This is a genomic window from Bradyrhizobium sp. (assembly GCF_035309285.1).
Taxonomy (GTDB): Bacteria; Pseudomonadota; Alphaproteobacteria; order Rhizobiales; family Xanthobacteraceae; genus Bradyrhizobium.
The window spans coordinates 1-18,384 of the sequence record NZ_DATGFH010000118.1; the positions used below are offsets into that span (position 1 = coordinate 1).

The following is an 18,384-nucleotide window of genomic DNA, read 5'->3' on the forward strand; positions in this document are numbered from 1 at the left end:
TCGCCCGACGCAGCGCCGGATCAGGCACCGGCCGATCGCACGCAGGTGGCATCCATGCCCGTATCTCCAGCCCCTGCGAGCAGCGACCCGGACGATGCCGTGATTTCGACGGCGATCTCAGCCCACATCGATTCTGTCGTCAACGACGCCAGGCGCAATGTCTCGAAACTGACTACCAATCGCTGATCGGGCGTGACCGGACATGGCCGCGAATCTCCTGTTCAACATCGCCTGGACCCACGTCACGACAAGGGTCCGGCAGACGCTGGTCGGCATGGCTGGTGTCGCGATGGGCGTCGGCTTCACCATCATGATGGCTGGCCTGATGCAGGGCTCGCAGATCGACTTCCTGCACCAGCTCGTCGACACCATGCCGCACGTGACGATCCAGGACGAGCGCCGCACCGCGCCGGAGCAGCCTGCCGAGCGGGAATATGGCGCCGTGCAGATGTCGAACGTTGCCAATGTCAACAACCGACCCGGCATCAAATCGCCGGAATCGGTGATGGCCTCGCTGCGCTCATGGCTTCCGGGCGACGTCGCTCCCTCGGTGAGGACCACGGCGATCATTGATCATGACGGCCGCGTCGGCATTACGCTCATCGGCATCGACCCGCGTCAGGAAGTCAAGGTCTCCAAGCTCGCCTCGCAGATGCGCGAGGGACGGATCACCGACCTGCAGCGAGCGCCGAACGCCATCATCATCGGCCAGGCCTTGGCCGAGAAGCTTGCGATCAAGACCGGCAACACCGTGAGTCTGATCGGTGGCCAGGGCACCGAGGTGAGTTCGTCCGTGGTCGGTATCTTCCGGTCGGGCCTGAAGCGCGTCGATGAGGGGCAGATCTACGCGCTGATCTCGACCGCGCAGATCATGATGGGACAGCCCGGCATCATCAACGAGCTGCGGCTCCGCCTGGACGATCCCCTGAGCGCAGAGACGATTGCAAAAGAAGTCGAGGGCCAGACTGGCTACAAATCGGTATCGTGGGAGGAGGCCAATTCCGACCTGCTCTCCAGCTTCGCGGTGCGTGATTTCATCGTCCTGACGGTGATGGGCGCGATGCTGCTGACGTCGTCCTTTGCGACCTACAACATCATCTCCACGATCACCAACGAGAAGCGGCAGGACATCGCGATCATGAAGTCGCTCGGCATGCGCGAGACCTCGGTGCGCCGCATCTTCATCATCGAGGCCGCCATCATCGGCATCGTCGGCATCGTCTTCGGCTGGATCATCGGATATCTGCTTTGCTATAGCTGGTCGCAGATCACGATCTACAACACGCTGACCGGGACCAATGTCCCGATCTCGATCCTCTATTCGCCGCTGCATTACATCGTCGCCGGCGGCATTTCCCTGCTCTGCTGCACGGGAGCGGCTTTCTTTCCCGCGCGCAAGGCGACACGGGTGCATCCCGTGGAAATCATCCGAGGCGCCTCATGAGCGAGATTGCGCTGCAGGCGGTGGGACTTGTACGCCGGATCGACGGCGCGGTCTCGCATACGCTCGTCAACGGCATCGACCTTTCCGTCAACAGGGGCGAATTTCTCGCCATCACCGGTCCGTCCGGCTCCGGCAAATCATCGCTACTGTATCTGCTCGGCCTGCTCGATGCGCCGAGCGACGGCGAAGTCATCATCTGCGGCCAGCCGACCTCGAAACTCTCGGAGAACGAGCGAGCCAATGTGCGGCTGACCAAATGCGGCTTCGTCTTCCAGTTCCACTTCCTGCTGGCGGAGTTCACCTCGCTGGAAAACGTGCTGCTGCCGATGCGCGCGGCCGGAAAGATGAGCGAGAAGGAGATGCGCGAGCGCGGGCTCGAGCTGCTGGCCTCGCTTGGACTGAAGGACCACGCGGGCAAGCGGCCGAACCAGCTGTCCGGCGGCCAGCGGCAACGCGTAGCAATCGCGCGGGCGCTGTCCAACCGGCCCGAGATCATCGTTGCGGATGAGCCGACCGGCGCGCTCGATACCACCTCGACCGAACAGGTATTCGGCATCCTGCGCGAGATCGCGGACCAGGGACGCACCGTAGTGGTCGTTACTCACGATCCCGCGCTCGCGGCGCGCGCCGACCGGCGCCTCCATATCGTCGATGGCAAGGTCGCGCAGACTTTCGAGAACCGTGCCGTTGCGCCGGAGCCGGCCGTTGCGGCGCCGACAGAAGGCTGACGGCAAATCGCTACGCTTCCCTCGCCGGCGAGCTCAGCGAGAGCGATTCCCAGACGGCGACAATGACGAGAATGGCGGTGGCCAGCGCCGACAGCAGCAAGGACGAAAGCCCGGAGGCGAAGAACGCCAGCACGGCGAATGCGATGATCCCGACACCATGGGAGAGCTGCAGGAAGCCGCGGATGGTGTGCTTGAACAGGATCGTGCCGACCAGGAACAACAGCGGCCCGCCGATCGCGCTCACAGCTACCCTCAGGTCGGAAGGGCCGTTCGGATGCGTCAGCACCAGATCGTCGGCCACGGCGGTGAGGATGATCCCACCAACGATCGGCATATGCAGATACGTGTAGGCGAGACGCGCCACGCGGCCCGACTCCTCCGATTTCGAGATCATCGCCGAGCCCGCCTCGGCGCCGCGGTGGAAATAGATCCACCACATCGCAATGCTGCCGGCCAGCGCTGCGAGGAAGGCCGCGACGATATCCGGCGTCCAGGTCAGGTCGGCGAAGGTCGCGCCATTGACGACGATGGCTTCGCCGAGCGCGATGATGATGAAGCCGGCGCAACGCTCGGCCATATGGCTGCCCTCGACGGCCCAGGCCTCGATCGAGGAAAACTCCAATCCCGGCGTCCAGAACCGTACCGCCGGCGCGACATATTCGATTCCGAGCGCCGCGATCCAGAACCAAAGCCGTGTTGGCCCCTCGGCAAAGCCACCGAGAACCCAGAATACCGCCGAGCAACACAGCCAGGTCAGGATCCGGATCGCGTTATGGCGCACCAGCGTGCGGTGCGATGGCGTTGCGATCAACCAGAACAACGTGCGGCCGACCTGTATCAGCGCATAAGCGCCGGCAAACCACAGGCCGCGGCCCTCGAACGCGGTTGGGATCGAGGTCGACAGCACGAGCCCGCCCAGCATCAACAGGAACAGGAGGATGCGGACCGGAGTGAGCTCCGGATCGAGCCAGTTGGTGATCCAGGTGGTGTAGACCCACGCCCACCAGACCGCGAGAAAGAGCAACGTGACCTGGATAGCGCCAAGCGGCGTGAAGCGACCGAGCAGCATGTGCGAGAGCTGCGTGACCGCAAACACGAAGACGAGGTCGAAGAACAGCTCGGCGTTGGTGACGCGGCTGTGCTGGTTCGGCATGATGACGCGGAACATCGTGCCGCGCGGATTGTCCTCCGCCATCAGCTAGCTTTTTGGTTTGCGCATGATCTCTTCGGAAAACCGCTGCACACCTTTCCGGATCATGCGCTAGCCCTCCGGCACTCCGGTTTGCAAGGCCAGCGCGTGCAACACCCCGCCCATCTGGCCGCGCAGCGACTGATAGACGATCTGGTGCTGCTGGACGCGCGACTTGCCGCGGAAGGATTCCGAGATCACCGTCGCCGCATAATGATCGCCATCGCCGGCGAGATCGCGGATCGTTACGCGAGCGTCGGGGATCGCGGCCTTGATCATCGATTCGATATCGCGGGCGTCCATCGGCATCCCAGTCGGTCTCCTCTTCCCAGTTTCCCAAAAGCTCCCGGCTCGAATCGCGGCCGGCCTCACCCGACCGTGACATGCAAATCTAGCGCCGGACGCTTGGAAGGTCACCTATTGTGACACTATATTCCCCGGCAGGTTCATTAAAAATCGCCGGATCGCCGCGAGTAGCGATCACGACAGGCTGAGCAAAGGGCTGAAACGCATGAAACTTCCCGGTCCCGATCACCCCATTACGATCACCGCCAATCCGAAGCGGGTTCGCGTTCTCGTCGACGGCGTCGTCATCGCCGAGACCACCCACGCGCTCACGCTGAAGGAAGCGAGCTATCCCGCTGTGCAATATGTGCCGCGGACCGACGCCAAGATGGATCTGTTGAAGCGCACCGACCGGGTGACGCATTGCCCCTACAAGGGCGACGCCAATTATTTCTCCATCGTTGCCAACGGCAAGACGCTGGACAACGCGATCTGGTCCTACGAGACGCCGTTTCCGGCCATGGCCGAGATTTCCGGCCATCTCGCCTTCTATCCGGACAAGGTGAAGATCGAGGAAGTGGCGGCATAGCTCACTCCTCGTCATGGCCGGGCTTGACGAAGCGGACAGTGGCGGCTCGTGCGCTACACCCTGAAGATCGTGAGCCCCAGGATCAACAGCACCAGGAAGATCACGACAAAGATGTAAAACAGGATGCGGGCGAGGTCGGCGGCTGCAGCCGATATGCCGGTGAATCCGAGAATGCCGGCAACGATCGAGATCAGGAAGAAGAGCAGCGCCCATCTGAGAAGGGTCATGGGATATTACTCCAATATGCGCGCCGCCGACGCGTCGATATCGCGAGGCTAACGTCCGGCAAAGGGACGGGTTCCTGTTCCAGGCCCACGCCCGCTTTGGTTGAACTTCAGCAAGCCGGTCCTAACCGGCGCAAATTCCGCCCTTGCTCTATCCCCTTCCCGGCGGCAACATTGCGCCAAAACACTTTGGCGGGGCGCTCATGACAACCATTTCACCGACGGCGGCGTCCGCAGGAGTTCGAGCGGCACCAAAGACCAAGGCGCGCAACGCCGCGCTCGACCGCGCCCGCACCTTCATCACCATGCTGGTGCTGGTCCACCACTCGGTGATCGCCTATACCTATTACGGTCATACGGACAAGCAGAGCTTCCTCGGCTTCGATCTCATCGTGCTGTTCAACGACAGCTTCTTCATGGCCGCGATGTTCTTCCTGTCCGGCCTGTTCGTATGGCCGAGCCTGCAGCGCAAGGGCATTAGCTGGTTCCTGCGCGATCGCTGCTGGCGCCTGGGCTTGCCCTTCATTGTTTGCGCGCTGCTCCTGATGCCGTTTGCCTATTGGGCGATCGAGCTTGAACTGCACAACCCCAACACGACATTTGCGGAGTTCTGGTGGAGGACCGTCACGGTCGGGCCCTGGAATAGCGGCCCGGCGTGGTTCGTCTGGGTGTTGCTCGCGCTCGATGCGCTGGCTGCGGTCGTCTACTACGCACTGTCCGGCTGGGTCGAGGCGATCGGCAAATTGTCGCTCGAAAGCTTTGGGCGGCCGGCACTGTTCTTCTGGGCGCTGCTGATTGGCTCGATCGTCGTGTACGTGCCGTCGGTGTTTTATTTCGGTGCATCACGCTGGTTCGCGCTTGGGCCGGTCGCGATCCAGGCGAGCCGCATCCTGCTCTACCTGCTGTTTTTCTTCGCCGGCTGCGGCATTGGCGCGGCGAGCTTCGATCGCGGGCTGCTCGCCGCCGACGGCGAGATGGCGCGGCGCTGGCCGGCCTGGCTTGGCGCCACCATCGCAAGCTATGGCTGCATCGTCGCGCTGATCTACATCAAGCATTCGGTGTTGCCCGACGTGAACCATCAACCGCTCTGGTGGCAAATAACCTATGCGACGGCCTTCGCCTGCTACAGCGCGTCGCAAACTTTCAACATCATCGCGCTGTTCCTGCGTTTCGACAACGAAGGCTCGAGCATCCTCGATCCCTTGCGCGAAAGCGCCTACGGCATTTATCTCGTGCATTACGTGCCGGTGTTGTGGCTGCAATACCTGATGTTCGGCATGAGCTTTGGCCCTGTCGAGCAAATCACGGCGATCATCAAGGCGGTGATCGTCTTCGTGCTGACGCTGGCTGTGAGCTGGGCCGCTGTCGCGGCGCTGCGCAGGATTCCGGGCGCGACCCAGGTGCTGTGAACCGTGCTGTGAGCCGCAAGCGCGACGTCAGTTGGCGCCGCTCATATAGGCCGGGAACCAGTGCTCGAAGCCCGCTTTCAGCGCGGCCACCGGTACGGGCGCCTCGCCGGCGATCGCGATAGCATCGCCCCCGGTCGTGCCGATGCGTGCGCAAGACACTCCCGCGCCCTTCATCTTTGCGAGCACGCGACCCGCCTCCTCGGCCGGCACGGTCACGATGTAGCGCGCCTGATCCTCGCCGAACCAATAGGCATGCGGCACGATTGAGGCCGGTGTGGCAAGTAGCTGTGCACCCATGCCGCCCGCGATCGCCATTTCCGTAAGCGCGATCAGGAGGCCACCGTCTGAAATGTCATGCACCGATGTTGCGGTGCCCGCGTGGATCATGCCGCGCACCACATCGCCGTTGCGCTTTTCGGCGGCGAGGTCAACCGGCGGCGGCGCGCCCTCTTCCCGGCCGCAGATGTCGCGCAGATAGACGGATTGGCCGAGCCAACCCTGGGTGTCGCCGATCAACAGGATCGCCTCGCCGTCGGCCTTGAAGGCCAGCGTCGCGGACTTCGTGAAATCGTCGAGCACGCCGACGCCGCCGATCGAAGGCGTCGGAAGGATGCCGCGGCCGTTGGTCTCGTTGTAGAGCGAGACATTGCCGGAGACGACGGGGAAGTCGAGCGCGCGGCAGGCTTCCGAGATGCCTTTCAGGCAGCCGACGAACTGGCCCATGATCTCGGGCCGCTCCGGATTGCCGAAATTGAGATTGTCGGTGATCGCAAGCGGCCTGCCGCCGACCGCCGTGATGTTGCGCCAGGCCTCCGCCACCGCCTGCTTGCCGCCTTGATGCGGGTCGGCCTCGCAATAGCGTGGCGTGACGTCGACGGTGAGCGCGAGTCCCTTTGGTCCATCCTGCACGCGTACGACCGCGGCATCGCCGCCGGGGCGCTGTACGGTGTTGCCGAGAATGACGTGGTCGTATTGCTCCCAGACCCAGCGCTTCGAGCACAGCTCAGGGGTTGCGATCAGCTTCTCCAGCGCCGCCGAAACAGACATCGGCGCCTTCACCTCGCGCGCGTGGATCACCGGCAGCGCCGGCGAGGCCACGTGCGGCCGATCATAGACCGGCGCCTCGTCGCCCAGTTCCTTGATCGGCAGATCGGCCATGACGTCCCCGCCATGTGTGATACGAAAACGCTTGCTCGGCGTGGTGTAGCCGACCACCGCGAAATCGAGCCCCCATTTCCTGAAGATTGCTTCCGCCTGCTTTTCCTTCTCGGGCTTGAGCACCATGAGCATGCGCTCCTGACTTTCCGAGAGCATCATCTCGTAGGCGCTCATGCCGGTCTCGCGCGTCGGCACCGCGTCGAGATCGAGATCGACGCCGAGATCGCCCTTGGCGCCCATCTCGACCGCCGAACAAGTCAAGCCCGCCGCGCCCATGTCCTGGATCGCGATCACGCAATCGGCCGCCATGATCTCCAGGCACGCTTCCAGCAGGAGCTTTTCGGCGAAGGGATCGCCGACCTGCACGGTCGGGCGTTTCTCTTCTGAAGCGTCGTCGAACTCGGCCGATGCCATCGAGGCGCCATGAATGCCGTCGCGCCCGGTCTTGGAGCCCAGATAGACGATCGGCATGTTCACGCCGGAGGCGGCGGCGTAAAAGATCTTGTCGGCGTCGGCGAGGCCGACCGCCATCGCGTTGACGAGAATGTTGCCGTCATAGCGGGTATGAAAGCGCAGCTGCCCGCCGACCGTCGGCACGCCGAAGGAATTGCCGTAGCCGCCGATGCCGGCGACCACGCCGGAGACGAGATGCCGCGTCTTTGGATGCTCCGGCGCACCAAAGGAGAGCGCGTTGAGGCAGGCGATGGGGCGAGCCCCCATGGTGAAGACGTCGCGCAGGATGCCACCGACGCCGGTGGTCGCGCCCTGATAGGGCTCGATATAGCTCGGGTGGTTGTGGCTCTCCATCTTGAAGACCACCGCCTGGCCGTCGCCGATGTCGATCACGCCGGCATTCTCGCCGGGCCCCTGGATCACCCAAGGCGCTTTGGTCGGCAGCCCCCGCAGGTGAATGCGCGAGGATTTGTACGAGCAGTGCTCATTCCACATCGCGGAAAAGATGCCGAGCTCGGTGAAGGTCGGCACACGCCCGATCAGCTTCAGGATCCGCTCATACTCGTCCACCTTGAGCCCATGGGCCGCGACGAGTTCAGGGGTGATCTTGGGTTCGTTGGTCTGCATTTGCCGTTCATAGGGAGATCGGAGGGGCCGGAAAAGGCCTTTTAGGGGCCAATTTTGCGCTGTCCAGAGCTTTGCACATAGCCCATGCACGAGGTGGGTTTGCGCATCGCCTGCGGATCGGATTTAAGGGCTTTGCCCCGCCATTGAAGAGCCACCTCCCGTGAACGAGCTTGCCAAAACCGCATTCCTCAATCGCCCCGACCTGCACGTCGGTACCGAGGGCGAATTTGCGGGATGGCGCACCTGGAGCCGCGATCCGTTCGAGACCCATAACGGGCCGTTCTGGCACCGGATGGAGGATAACGGCAGCATCCTCTGCGCGTTCCGGGTCGAGAAGAAGCACCTCAATGGTGGCAGGAACGTGCATGGCGGCTGCTTCATGTCGTTTGCGGATTATTGCCTGTTTGCGACCGCGACTCCCATCCTGGAGGGCCCCGGCGTCACGCTGTCCTTTGCCTGCGAGTTTCTCGCTGCCGTCCGCGAGGGCGAACTGATCGAAGGGCGCTGCGAAATCACCCGGGCCGGCAACTCGATCGTCTTCCTGCGCGGCATGCTGACCTCGGCGGAGAAGCCGGTGTTTTCCTTTTCCGGCTCCATCAAGCGCGTCGCGCGCAGGATTTCGGCAGTCAGTCCTTAAGGTCCCAAATCGCGCCAGGAAACGAAATTGCCAGAGAGCACGACAGCGGATGATGGCGCAGCGGCTTCCCTTTCGGTGGCTCCCTCGCATCGCGGCGTTCGCGACTATTCGCTCCTCCTGCTGCTCGCCTGTGCCTGGAGCTCGACCTATCCGTTGACCAAGATCGGCCTGCAGTCGATCCCGCCGATCACCTTCATCGCAACGCGGTCGTTGATCGCAGCGGCGTTCCTGCTCGTCGTGCTGCGCTTGCGCGGCATTTCGCTGCCGAGAGAATTGCAGGCCTGGAAGCTGTTCGCCTTCCAGCAGATCATCAACTCGACCATCCCGTTTTTGATCATCACCTGGGCGCAGCAATATGTGCCGGCCTCCAACACCGTGGTGCTGGCCGCGACCACACCGATCTTCGCCTTCCTGATCACCTGGGGCATCACGCGACACGAGCCTGCCACGCTGCTCAAGCTGGCCGGCGCGATCCTGGGCCTTGTCGGCACCGCCGTGATCATCGGCCTCGATGCGCTGACAAGCCTGGGTCACGAGATCGTGGCCGAGATCGCCATTCTTCTTGCCACGCTTTCGTTTGCGTCCGGCACGATCTTTGGCCTGCGCATGTCGGGCTACCAGCCGACCGTTGTCGCGGCGGGCTCGCTCCTGTTCGGCGGGCTGTTGCTGCTGCCGGTGTCCCTGATCGTCGAGCATCCCTGGACACTGCATCCGACCATGCAATCGGTCGTCGCCGCGGCGGCGATGGGGATTTTCTCCAGCGCGCTCGGGTTGATGCTGTTCTACATGTGCCTGGCGCGGCTTGGCACGCTCACCACCAACGCGCAGTCCTACTTGCGCATTCCGATCGGCGTCGGCCTGTCCGTGTGGTTGCTCGGAGAATCCGTGCCGCCCAATCTCGCCGCGGGCCTGGTGCTGGTCATGATCGGCGTCGCCGCCATGACCATTCCGAGCGAGCGGATCAAGCGGTGGCTGCGGCGGGTGCGATAGCGCCTACGCCGCCTTGTCCAGATGCGCGGCAAGGCCGGCGAACAGGCCGCGGCCGTCGGTGCAGCCCATGATCTCTTCGACATGGTTTTCCGGATGCGGCATCATACCCAAGACATTGCCGCGCTCGTTGACGATGCCCGCGACCGAATGCGCGGCGCCGTTGACGTTGGAAGCGTCATCGACGACGCCCTCCGGCGAGCAATAGCGATAGAGCACACGGCCCTCGCCTTCGAGCCGCTTCAGCGTCTCTTCATCGGCCTCGTAGTTGCCCTCGCCGTGCGCGACCGGCACGCGGATCACTTGCCCTGCATTGTAGCCGCGCGTGAACGGCGTATCCGAGCGTTCGATCCGCATATGCACGTCGGTGCAGATGAACTTCAGCCGTGCGTTCCGCATCAGAACGCCGGGAAGAAGCCCGGATTCGCAAAGGATCTGAAAGCCGTTGCAGACGCCAAGCACGAGCCCGCCGTCGCGGGCAAAGGTGCGCACCGCATCCATGATCGGCGCGCGCGCTGCGATCGCGCCACAGCGCAGGTAATCACCATAGGAAAAGCCGCCGGGCAGCACCACGAGATCAGTGCCCCTGGGCAGCGAGGTCTCGGCATGCCAGACCATTGCCGCATCGCGGCCCGAGGCAAGCTTGAGCGCGCGCGCCATGTCGCGCTCGCGATTGATTCCGGGGAAGACGAGGACGGCGGATTTCATCTTAGAGCAGCTCGACCCGGTAGTTTTCGATTACAGTGTTTGCGAGCAGCTTGTCGGCGGCGGCTTTCAGTGCCGCTTCCGCCTTGGCCTTGTCGGAGCCAGCAAGCTCGATGTCGAACACCTTGCCCTGGCGCACGCTGGCGACGCCCTCGACGCCGAGCGACTTCAGCGCCCCTTCGATGGCCTTGCCTTGCGGATCCAGAATACCGCTTTTCAGCGTGACGGTGACGCGCGCTTTCACTTTTCTTGAATCCTTCAACTCTTGACCAGCACCGGCCCCGAACCCGCGGGCCGCTCGTTTTCCATGAGGATGCCGAGGCGTTTTGCCACTTCCGTGTAGGCCTCGAGCAGGCCGCCGAGATCCCGGCGGAAGCGGTCCTTGTCGAGCTTCTCGTTCGACTTGATATCCCACAGCCGGCACGAATCCGGCGAGATCTCGTCGGCGACGATGATCCGCATCATCTCGTTCTCGAACAGCCGCCCACATTCCATCTTGAAATCGACGAGACGGATGCCGATGCCCAGAAACAGCCCGGTGAGGAAATCGTTGACGCGGATGGCGAGCGCCATGATGTCGTCGATCTCCTGCGGCGTCGCCCAGCCGAAGGCCGTGATGTGCTCTTCCGACACCATGGGGTCATTGAGCTGGTCGTTCTTGTAATAGAACTCGATGATCGAGCGCGGGAGCTGCGTGCCCTCCTCGATGCCGAGCCGCTGCGACAGCGAGCCCGCCGCGACGTTCCGCACCACGACTTCCAAAGGCACGATCTCGACCTCGCGAATCAATTGCTCGCGCATGTTGAGACGGCGGATGAAGTGCGTCGGAACCCCGATGTCGTTGAGGTGCTGAAACAGGTACTCCGAAATCCGGTTGTTGAGGACGCCCTTGCCCTCGATAACCTGGTGTTTCTTGGCATTGAACGCTGTCGCGTCGTCCTTGAAGTGCTGGATCAGCGTTCCCGGCTCCGGTCCTTCATAGAGGACCTTGGCCTTGCCTTCATAGATGCGGCGTCGACGGCTCATTGGGATGTACCGTGTGTTGTTGAAATCCATCAATTTGGTGTGCTCCGGATGACAAGGGACTGGACCCACGACGGAGCTGCCGTGAAGGTCTGGAACCGAGGGAAACAGAACAAGAACCGGACCTGCATGCAAGCTATCTGATTGCGCTATCCAGCACAATCGATCTGGTCCGGTTTTACCGTCTTGCCTTTAGGCCTTCCGGCCATTGTTTTTGCCATTTTCTCCAAATATCTAGGTGTTGCGGCAAGCACCTGCAACGCGCCTGCCGGGACGGCCCTCCGGCATCGATTCGGAACCCATCGCCATGACCACCTTCGACAAGCGTGAAGAGGCCTTTGAGAAGAAATTTGCGCTCGACGAGGAGGAGACCTTCAAGGCGATCGCCCGCCGCAACAGGCTGATGGGCCTGTGGGTTGCCGAAAAACTCGGAAAAAGCGGCGCGGCCGCCGACGCCTACGCAAAAGAAGTGGTCGCCGCCGAATTCGAGGAGGGCGGCGACAAGGCTGTGCTGCGCAAGCTGATGGGCGACCTTTCCGCTCGCGGCGTTGCGGTCGGCGAAGCGGATATTGTCCAGCGCATGGCCGAATTGCTCGTGATCGCCATCGCGCAGGTGAAGGCGGGGACTTGAGTTCGGCGCAACTGCGCTATTTCACTGTAATCGAAAAGTTCATCGAACCATTTACCGTGTAGCCCTCCTGCTGTTGCTGCCCGAACTGTCGTCCGATGTTGGTCGAAAGCGACTCGATGCGGCAGTCTTTCGCAAGGACTTCTCGAAGCACGTCGCATTCGTGCGCGGCCATCTGATAAATCGAACGCCGGGCACTTTCGCCTGATTTCCGCGCTTCCTCGCTGTCGCCGGCCGGCCCCGGGACAAAGAAGTTGAATGACGTTTGCACACGCACCCAGGTTTCTTGCCGTTGTCCGGCGGCTTGCCCGACCGTCTGCGCCATCGCCGGCGCCATCAAAAACAAGGTCATGACTGGGATGAAGGCAAATCGAACTGACGACATGGGACACTCCGGGATTTGACGCGACGACCGCGCTCTTATCAATCCCGGATTGCAAAATACCAAACGATCGCCCGTGAAATTCCTGCTGCCGCTTCAGGGCGCATTAACTGAGCGCGGCCTTCACCCCTCCTTGAACCCATATTCCGGCACATTGCCGCTGGCGCCATAATATTTGTATGGCAGGAATTTGCCGGACATCGTGATCTTGACGCGGTCGCCCTTCGGGTTCGGCTGGCGCTCCAGCACCATGTCGAAATCGATTGCCGACATGATGCCGTCGCCGAACTCTTCCTCGATCAGCGCTTTCCAGGCCGGGCCGTTGACCATCACGAGCTCGTAGAAGCGATAGATCAGGGGATCGGTCGGCGGTATCGGCACGCCCTGCCCGCGCATCGGCGTCTCGTTGAGCATGGCGATCTCGGCCTTTGACAGGCCGAACAATTCGCCGGCATTGGCGGCCTGCGGCTTCGTGAGCTTCATCTGGCCGAGGATGGCGCCGACGATCAGCACGTCGGAATAGCCGCCGACCTTCTCGCAGATATATTTCCAGCTCCAGCCTTTCTCGCGCTTGATGTCGAGCAGCTTTTCGGTGAGGTCGGATCGCTTCATCGGGCGTCTCCTGAAGGTGCGCGCACAGCGCTGGCGCGCGCGAAAAATGGTCACAACGATCCCGGCTCTGTCACGATAGTCGGTTCGCGGCCGGCAATCCACGCTGTTCTGTGCGGCGCGCAGTGAGGCCGCCGGACACGCGGTCCGAGCTGCGATCAGCCTCGGCCGGCCTCTCCGGCGGGGCCTGGCCAGATCAGCGCATTGACCTGGCCGTCAAAGGCGAGAAGGCCGAGCGTATCGCAGATGATCGGGATCAGGCTGCGCGTTGCCGCGTGATGCGATGCGCACACCGACCAGGCAAAGTCCGGCTCCGCACCAATCCTGAACTCATACCAGGTATCGTCGCCCTGCAACGAGCCGAACCAGCCGCCATCGGTCTCCTCACGCCATGCGAGTTCGGGAAACAGCGACGACAAAGCCTCGACCACGGCCGAGGGATCCTGCCGCAGCAGCGCATGCTCGCCGAGATCTTCCATCGTCACGATCTCGCCCATCGCAGCCTTTGGCTTCATTATCATGAAATCGTAGCTCATGCGCTCTAGCGATCTCCTACTTCGCGTCCGCGAGCATCCCTGCCAGCCGTGCCAGTTCCGCCTCCAGATCGGCCTCGACATCGCCGACCTTCATCTCGATGACGCGATAGCCGCGTTGCTCGAGCCACGCCCGGCGCGAGGCGCGGTCGGCGGCGATGGCCTCGGACTCGTTGGCATTGACGAGCTCGATCGCGATCCGGTGAACGAAGGAGACAAAATCGGGAATGCGCCGGCCGACCGGCGTCTGACGCTTGAACCGGCCGGCAAAGCGGCGGTCGCGGGTCAACGCCTGCCACAGCATGCGTTCGGCATCGGTCGGGTTACGGCGAAGCAGCCGCGCCAGCCCCCGCACCGTACCGCTATGCTCGTTCGCCGGCGCGCCCTGCCCTTGCTCGGCGAGCAGCGCACGCAACCGCGTCGCCTGCCCGCTGTCGAGCACGCCGCCCTTGGCCGGTCCCTTGCGCCCCTCCGCGATTGCCATGATCACGCCGTGCAGCGTATGCATGTCCTGCTTGGTTGGCTCCATCCTGAAGAAGATGTTGCGCAGGTTCACCAGCATGGTGTCGCGCTTTTCCGCTGGCCTTAAGAATTCAACCCGGTCGAGCTCGCGCACGAGGTTCTCGAAGAAGGCCTCCATCTGGTGCTGGGAGGCGCGCTCCGAGCGCTCCGGCATCGCAAAGGGTAGCTGGCCTTCGGTCGAAAGCTTGAACCATTCATAGCCGATCAGCAGCACCGCCTGCGCCAGGTTGAGCGAGGCGAAGCCCGGATTGACCGGAAAGGTGATGATGCGGTTGGCGCGGGCGACCTCGTCGTTGGTGAGGCCCCAGCGCTCCCGGCCGAACAGGATGCCGGCCTTGCCGCCAACCCTGACGTGGCCGGATATTTCGCGCGCGGCGGCGTCCGGTGCGACCACAGGCTTGGCCTGGTCATGGGCGCGGGCGGTGGTGGCAAACAACAAATCGAGATCGGCAACCGCGGCCTCGACCGTCTCGAACAGCTCGGCGCGCTCCAGGATGTGATCGGCGCCGGCCGCCGCGCGGCTCGCGGCGATGTTGGGCCAGCCGTCACGCGGGTTGACGATCCGCAATCGGCTCAGAGCGAAATTGCCCATGGCGCGCGCCGCCATACCGATATTCTCGCCAAGCTGCGGCTCGACCAGAATGATCGCAGGGCCGTCGAGGTCGAAGCCGGTCTTGGTCTTGTCGGTGCCCGACATGGCGCGTGGTCTTTACGTTCCGATTCAAAATCAGGGCCTTGAATCGCGTTTCCGAGAAACCGATTCAATGCGGCCTGTTGTCAGCTTCCGATTGCCCGGCTGGGGCGAATTTCTCAAGCAAAATATGAGCTTAGATTCGGCTTTTGAATCGCTGCTGAAGCTGACCTGAGCCGCCCCACCACTTCCTGCGGCTCCCGCCAAAAGATGGGCCGAAACTGCATACCGCCTTGGCTTCCGCCCGCCGTTCCGCAGTGCTATGACGCGCCTTTCCCCGCCCACCCGCTCTTCAAAAAGAAGCGTTCCGCAAGAGGCCTTCCCGATCATGGCAAAAATCAAGGTGACCAAACCCGTCGTCGAGCTCGATGGCGACGAGATGACCCGGATCATCTGGCAGTACATCAAGGACAAGCTGATCCACCCCTTCCTTGATATCGACCTGCAATATTTCGACCTCGGGATGGAACACCGCGACAAGACCAACGACCAGATCACCGTGGACGCCGCCAACGCCATCAAGAAGGTCGGCGTCGGCGTCAAATGCGCCACCATCACCCCCGACGAGGCGCGGGTGAAGGAATTCGGCCTGAAGGAGATGTGGAAGTCGCCGAACGGCACCATCCGCAACATCCTGGGCGGCGTCGTGTTCCGCGAGCCGATCATCTGCAGGAACGTGCCGCGCCTCGTTCCCGGCTGGACCAAGCCGATCATCATCGGCCGTCACGCCTACGGCGACCAGTACCGCGCCACCGACATCAAGTTTCCGGGCAAGGGCACGCTGTCGCTGAAATTCGTGGGCGAAGACGGCACCGTCATTGAGAAGGAAGTGTTCAAGGCCCCGGGCGCCGGCGTCGCCATGGAGATGTACAATCTCGACGACTCGATTGCGGACTTCGCCCGCGCCTCCCTCAACATGGGTCTCGCCAGGAACTATCCGGTCTACCTCTCGACCAAGAACACGATTCTGAAGGTCTACGACGGCCGCTTCAAGGACATCTTCCAGGACATCTACGACCGCGAATTCAAGAAGGAGTTCGAGGCCAGGAAGCTCACCTATGAGCATCGCCTGATCGACGACATGGTTGCCGCGGCGCTGAAGTGGTCCGGCGGCTATGTCTGGGCCTGCAAGAATTACGACGGCGACGTGCAGTCCGACACGGTGGCGCAGGGTTACGGCTCGCTCGGGCTGATGACCTCGGTGCTGATGACCCCGGACGGCAAGACCATGGAAGCCGAGGCCGCGCATGGCACGGTGACCCGCCACTATCGCGAGCACCAGAAGGGCAAGGAGACCTCGACCAACTCCATCGCATCGATCTTCGCCTGGACGCGCGGCCTTGGCCACCGCGCCAAGCTCGACAACAACGATCAACTCGCGAGATTTGCGACCACGCTGGAGAAGGTCTGCGTCGCAACGGTCGAGGAAGGCTACATGACCAAGGACCTCGCGCTGCTCGTCGGCGCCGACCAGCGCTGGCTCTCTACCACCGGCTTCCTCGACAAGGTTGCCGATAACCTCGTGAAGGCGATGGCGACGGCGTAGCGCAGCAACCACAATCGTCATTGCGAGGAGCGACGCGACGAAGCAATCCAGACCGTCTCCGCGGAAGGATTTCTGGATTGCTTCGCGGAGCCAGTCATCGGGCCGCGCGTTCGCGCGGACCCGTTGGCTCGCAATGACGACCAACATCAACTGAGGGCACCCCATGCGGCCGATAGCGAAAGCGACACCTTTCCTGCTCCTGCCGCTGCTCGCCGGCGGCGCCAACGCGGCCGACAAGCCGCTGCCCGCCGCGATTGCGGCACCGGGCGAGACGGTCGTGCTCAAGGTGCATGGCGTCGGCATGCAGTTCTACGACTGCAAGGCGGGGTCTGACGGCAAGTTGGCCTGGACCTTCAACTCGCCGCAGGCGACGCTGACCAATGGCAGCAAGATCGCCGGCTATCACACCGAGGGCCCAACCTGGGAGCTGACCGACGGCAGCAGCATCACCGCCAAGGCCGTCGGCAATGCGCCGGGCAAGAACCCCAACGACGTCCCCTGGCTGAAGCTCGCAGTCGACACCCACAAGGGCTCGGGCCTGCTTTCCCACGTCACCACGGTGCAGCGGATCAACACTGTCGGCGGCGTGCTGAAGGGCTCATGCGACCGCGAGAAAGCGGGTGAAGGCATGCCCTATTCCGCGGACTATGTGTTCCTGCGCAAGTCGTGAAGACGCCGCAGGCGTCCGCATCCAAGACGCGACGAGGTTGTCGCGCCCTATCTGGACCAGAAATAGCTACCAACCGAAATTGAGGGTCGCCTCTCCTCTCGCTTGCCTGTAAAGCCTTGTCTGAACATCGATTTACGGCCGGGCCTTGAGACCCCGCGACAAGACCAGAGGATTCACCCATGCCGACCTATCGTTCCCGCACCACCACCCATGGCCGCAACATGGCGGGCGCGCGGGGCCTGTGGCGTGCGACCGGCATGAAGAATGAGGATTTCGGCAAGCCGATCATCGCCGTCGTCAACTCCTTCACGCAGTTCGTGCCCGGGCATGTGCATCTGAAGGATCTCGGCCAGCTCGTGGCCGGCGAGATCGAGAAGGCCGGCGGCGTCGCCAAAGAGTTCAACACCATCGCCGTCGATGACGGCATCGCCATGGGCCATGACGGCATGCTCTACAGCCTGCCGTCGCGCGAGCTGATCGCCGACAGCATCGAGTACATGGTCAACGCGCACTGCGCCGACGCACTGGTCTGCATCTCCAATTGCGACAAGATCACGCCCGGCATGCTGATGGCCGCGATGCGGCTCAACATCCCCGTGATCTTCGTCTCCGGTGGCCCGATGGAGGCCGGCAAGGTCGTCCATAACGGCAAGAGCCGCGCCGTCGATTTGATCACCGCCATGGTCGCCGCGGCCGACCCGACCGTCTCCGACGAGGAGGCGCTGGTCATCGAGCGCTCGGCCTGCCCGACCTGCGGCTCCTGCTCCGGCATGTTCACGGCGAATTCGATGAACTGCCTGACCGAGGCTCTGGGCCTGGCACTGCCGGGCAACGGCACGGTGGTGGCGACCCATGCCGATCGCAAGCGGCTCTTTGTCGAGGCCGGCTGGACCATCGTCGACCTGGCGCGCCGCTGGTACGAACAGGACGATGCCTCGGTGCTGCCGCGCAACATCGCCAGCCGCACCTCCTTCGAAAACGCCATGACGCTCGACATCGCCATGGGCGGCTCGACCAATACGGTGCTGCACCTGCTGGCGGCGGCGCATGAGGGCGAGGTCGATTTCACCATGGCCGATATCGACCGGCTGTCGCGCCGCGTGCCCAATCTGTGCAAGGTGGCGCCCTCAGTGCCCGACGTCCATGTCGAGGACGTCCACCGCGCCGGCGGCATCTTCGGCATTCTGGGCGAACTGGACCGCGCCGGGCTGATCAACCGTTCAGTCCCCTCCGTCCATGCGACGTCGCTCGACCAGGCGCTGGCGCGCTGGGACGTGAAGCGCTCCGCCGACAGCAAGGTCGCGCATTTCTATCGCGCAGCCCCTGGCGGCGTGCGCACGACCGA

At 63.0% G+C, this 18,384-nt stretch carries 23 protein-coding genes; 12 read left to right on the top strand and 11 right to left on the bottom strand.

From position 1 onward, the window contains the following. The 3 genes from VKR55_RS22665 to VKR55_RS22675 form a co-directional block, all read left to right on the top strand. Nucleotides 1–186 (top strand): hypothetical protein (locus VKR55_RS22665; RefSeq protein ID WP_324406798.1); only part of this gene is annotated, 186 nt, incomplete at its 5' end. 16 nt (nucleotides 187–202) lie between these two features. After that, nucleotides 203–1,444 carry an ABC transporter permease gene (locus tag VKR55_RS22670; protein WP_324406800.1) on the top strand — a complete coding sequence of 414 codons (1,242 nt, stop codon included), beginning with the start codon at nucleotides 203–205 and terminating at the stop codon, nucleotides 1,442–1,444. After that, nucleotides 1,441–2,172 carry an ABC transporter ATP-binding protein gene (locus VKR55_RS22675; protein WP_324406801.1) on the top strand — a complete coding sequence of 244 codons (732 nt, stop codon included), beginning with the start codon at nucleotides 1,441–1,443 and terminating at the stop codon, nucleotides 2,170–2,172. Before VKR55_RS22670 ends, VKR55_RS22675 begins: the two co-directional genes overlap by 4 nt. Before the next feature lie 10 nt (nucleotides 2,173–2,182). On the opposite strand, the gene VKR55_RS22680 is transcribed toward VKR55_RS22675, so the two are convergent. Further along, complete coding sequence (locus VKR55_RS22680; protein ID WP_324406802.1) at nucleotides 2,183–3,367, bottom strand: low temperature requirement protein A; 1,185 nt, start codon at nucleotides 3,365–3,367, stop codon at nucleotides 2,183–2,185. Nucleotides 3,368–3,433: 66 nt separating this feature from the next. After that, a complete protein-coding gene (locus tag VKR55_RS22685; protein WP_324406803.1) occupies nucleotides 3,434–3,670 on the bottom strand; it encodes a BolA family protein in 237 nt (78 codons plus the stop codon). A gap of 202 nt (nucleotides 3,671–3,872) precedes the next feature. On the opposite strand from VKR55_RS22685, the gene VKR55_RS22690 reads away from it, so the two are divergent. Next, nucleotides 3,873–4,235 (top strand): DUF427 domain-containing protein, encoded by a 363-nt coding sequence (locus VKR55_RS22690; protein ID WP_324406805.1) that lies wholly within the window; start codon nucleotides 3,873–3,875, stop codon nucleotides 4,233–4,235. A 53-nt stretch (nucleotides 4,236–4,288) separates the two neighbouring features. On the opposite strand, the gene VKR55_RS22695 is transcribed toward VKR55_RS22690, so the two are convergent. Next, a complete protein-coding gene (locus VKR55_RS22695) occupies nucleotides 4,289–4,462 on the bottom strand; it encodes a DUF1328 domain-containing protein (RefSeq protein ID WP_324406807.1) in 174 nt (57 codons plus the stop codon). 200 nt (nucleotides 4,463–4,662) lie between these two features. On the opposite strand from VKR55_RS22695, the gene VKR55_RS22700 reads away from it, so the two are divergent. After that, nucleotides 4,663–5,868, top strand: coding sequence for an acyltransferase (locus VKR55_RS22700; RefSeq protein WP_324406808.1), 1,206 nt, complete (start codon nucleotides 4,663–4,665; stop codon nucleotides 5,866–5,868). Nucleotides 5,869–5,895: 27 nt separating this feature from the next. Here the strand turns inward: VKR55_RS22700 and purL are convergent, their stop codons facing one another. Beyond that, nucleotides 5,896–8,106 (bottom strand): phosphoribosylformylglycinamidine synthase subunit PurL, encoded by a 2,211-nt coding sequence (purL, locus tag VKR55_RS22705; RefSeq protein ID WP_324406809.1) that lies wholly within the window; start codon nucleotides 8,104–8,106, stop codon nucleotides 5,896–5,898. Between the two features lie 160 nt (nucleotides 8,107–8,266). Between purL and VKR55_RS22710 the strand changes: the two genes are divergently transcribed. Both VKR55_RS22710 and VKR55_RS22715 read left to right on the top strand, forming a co-directional pair. Then, complete coding sequence (locus VKR55_RS22710; RefSeq protein ID WP_324406810.1) at nucleotides 8,267–8,743, top strand: PaaI family thioesterase; 477 nt, start codon at nucleotides 8,267–8,269, stop codon at nucleotides 8,741–8,743. A gap of 27 nt (nucleotides 8,744–8,770) precedes the next feature. Then, nucleotides 8,771–9,733, top strand: coding sequence for a DMT family transporter (locus VKR55_RS22715; protein WP_414642417.1), 963 nt, complete (start codon nucleotides 8,771–8,773; stop codon nucleotides 9,731–9,733). 3 nt (nucleotides 9,734–9,736) lie between these two features. Here the strand turns inward: VKR55_RS22715 and purQ are convergent, their stop codons facing one another. From purQ to purC, 3 genes are read right to left on the bottom strand one after another with little or no spacing between them, the layout of a single operon-like run. Beyond that, complete coding sequence (gene purQ / locus VKR55_RS22720) at nucleotides 9,737–10,438, bottom strand: phosphoribosylformylglycinamidine synthase subunit PurQ (protein ID WP_324406811.1); 702 nt, start codon at nucleotides 10,436–10,438, stop codon at nucleotides 9,737–9,739. 1 nt (nucleotide 10,439) lies between these two features. After that, complete coding sequence (gene purS, locus VKR55_RS22725) at nucleotides 10,440–10,679, bottom strand: phosphoribosylformylglycinamidine synthase subunit PurS (RefSeq protein ID WP_324406813.1); 240 nt, start codon at nucleotides 10,677–10,679, stop codon at nucleotides 10,440–10,442. A 14-nt stretch (nucleotides 10,680–10,693) separates the two neighbouring features. Then, complete coding sequence (purC, locus tag VKR55_RS22730) at nucleotides 10,694–11,461, bottom strand: phosphoribosylaminoimidazolesuccinocarboxamide synthase (RefSeq protein ID WP_008974302.1); 768 nt, start codon at nucleotides 11,459–11,461, stop codon at nucleotides 10,694–10,696. 304 nt (nucleotides 11,462–11,765) lie between these two features. On the opposite strand from purC, the gene VKR55_RS22735 reads away from it, so the two are divergent. After that, nucleotides 11,766–12,089 carry a DUF1476 domain-containing protein gene (locus VKR55_RS22735; RefSeq protein WP_324406829.1) on the top strand — a complete coding sequence of 108 codons (324 nt, stop codon included), beginning with the start codon at nucleotides 11,766–11,768 and terminating at the stop codon, nucleotides 12,087–12,089. A 16-nt stretch (nucleotides 12,090–12,105) separates the two neighbouring features. On the opposite strand, the gene VKR55_RS22740 is transcribed toward VKR55_RS22735, so the two are convergent. The 4 genes from VKR55_RS22740 to VKR55_RS22755 form a co-directional block, all read right to left on the bottom strand. Beyond that, the gene (locus VKR55_RS22740; RefSeq protein WP_324406830.1) at nucleotides 12,106–12,471 is read right to left on the bottom strand and encodes a hypothetical protein; all 366 of its coding nucleotides are present in this window, start codon (nucleotides 12,469–12,471) and stop codon (nucleotides 12,106–12,108) included. 120 nt (nucleotides 12,472–12,591) lie between these two features. Then, on the bottom strand, nucleotides 12,592–13,080 hold the full coding sequence (gene cynS / locus VKR55_RS22745; RefSeq protein ID WP_324406832.1) for a cyanase: 489 nt from the start codon (nucleotides 13,078–13,080) through the stop codon (nucleotides 12,592–12,594). A 155-nt stretch (nucleotides 13,081–13,235) separates the two neighbouring features. Further along, on the bottom strand, nucleotides 13,236–13,613 hold the full coding sequence (locus tag VKR55_RS22750) for a hypothetical protein (RefSeq protein WP_324406834.1): 378 nt from the start codon (nucleotides 13,611–13,613) through the stop codon (nucleotides 13,236–13,238). Between the two features lie 16 nt (nucleotides 13,614–13,629). Next, nucleotides 13,630–14,829: a TrmJ/YjtD family RNA methyltransferase gene (locus VKR55_RS22755; protein ID WP_324406836.1), complete on the bottom strand. Its 1,200-nt coding sequence runs from the start codon at nucleotides 14,827–14,829 to the stop codon at nucleotides 13,630–13,632. On the opposite strand from VKR55_RS22755, the gene VKR55_RS22760 reads away from it, so the two are divergent. The 4 genes from VKR55_RS22760 to ilvD form a co-directional block, all read left to right on the top strand. Then, nucleotides 14,828–14,998 (top strand): hypothetical protein, encoded by a 171-nt coding sequence (locus tag VKR55_RS22760; RefSeq protein ID WP_324406837.1) that lies wholly within the window; start codon nucleotides 14,828–14,830, stop codon nucleotides 14,996–14,998. The genes VKR55_RS22755 and VKR55_RS22760 overlap by 2 nt on opposite strands. Nucleotides 14,999–15,151: 153 nt before the next feature. Beyond that, nucleotides 15,152–16,369 carry an NADP-dependent isocitrate dehydrogenase gene (locus tag VKR55_RS22765; RefSeq protein ID WP_324406839.1) on the top strand — a complete coding sequence of 406 codons (1,218 nt, stop codon included), beginning with the start codon at nucleotides 15,152–15,154 and terminating at the stop codon, nucleotides 16,367–16,369. Between the two features lie 163 nt (nucleotides 16,370–16,532). Further along, the gene (locus VKR55_RS22770; RefSeq protein ID WP_324406841.1) at nucleotides 16,533–17,039 is read left to right on the top strand and encodes a DUF3455 domain-containing protein; all 507 of its coding nucleotides are present in this window, start codon (nucleotides 16,533–16,535) and stop codon (nucleotides 17,037–17,039) included. A gap of 179 nt (nucleotides 17,040–17,218) precedes the next feature. Continuing rightward, nucleotides 17,219–18,384, top strand: a 1,166-nt coding sequence (ilvD, locus tag VKR55_RS22775; protein WP_324406842.1) for a dihydroxy-acid dehydratase, incomplete at its 3' end; no start/stop codon positions are given.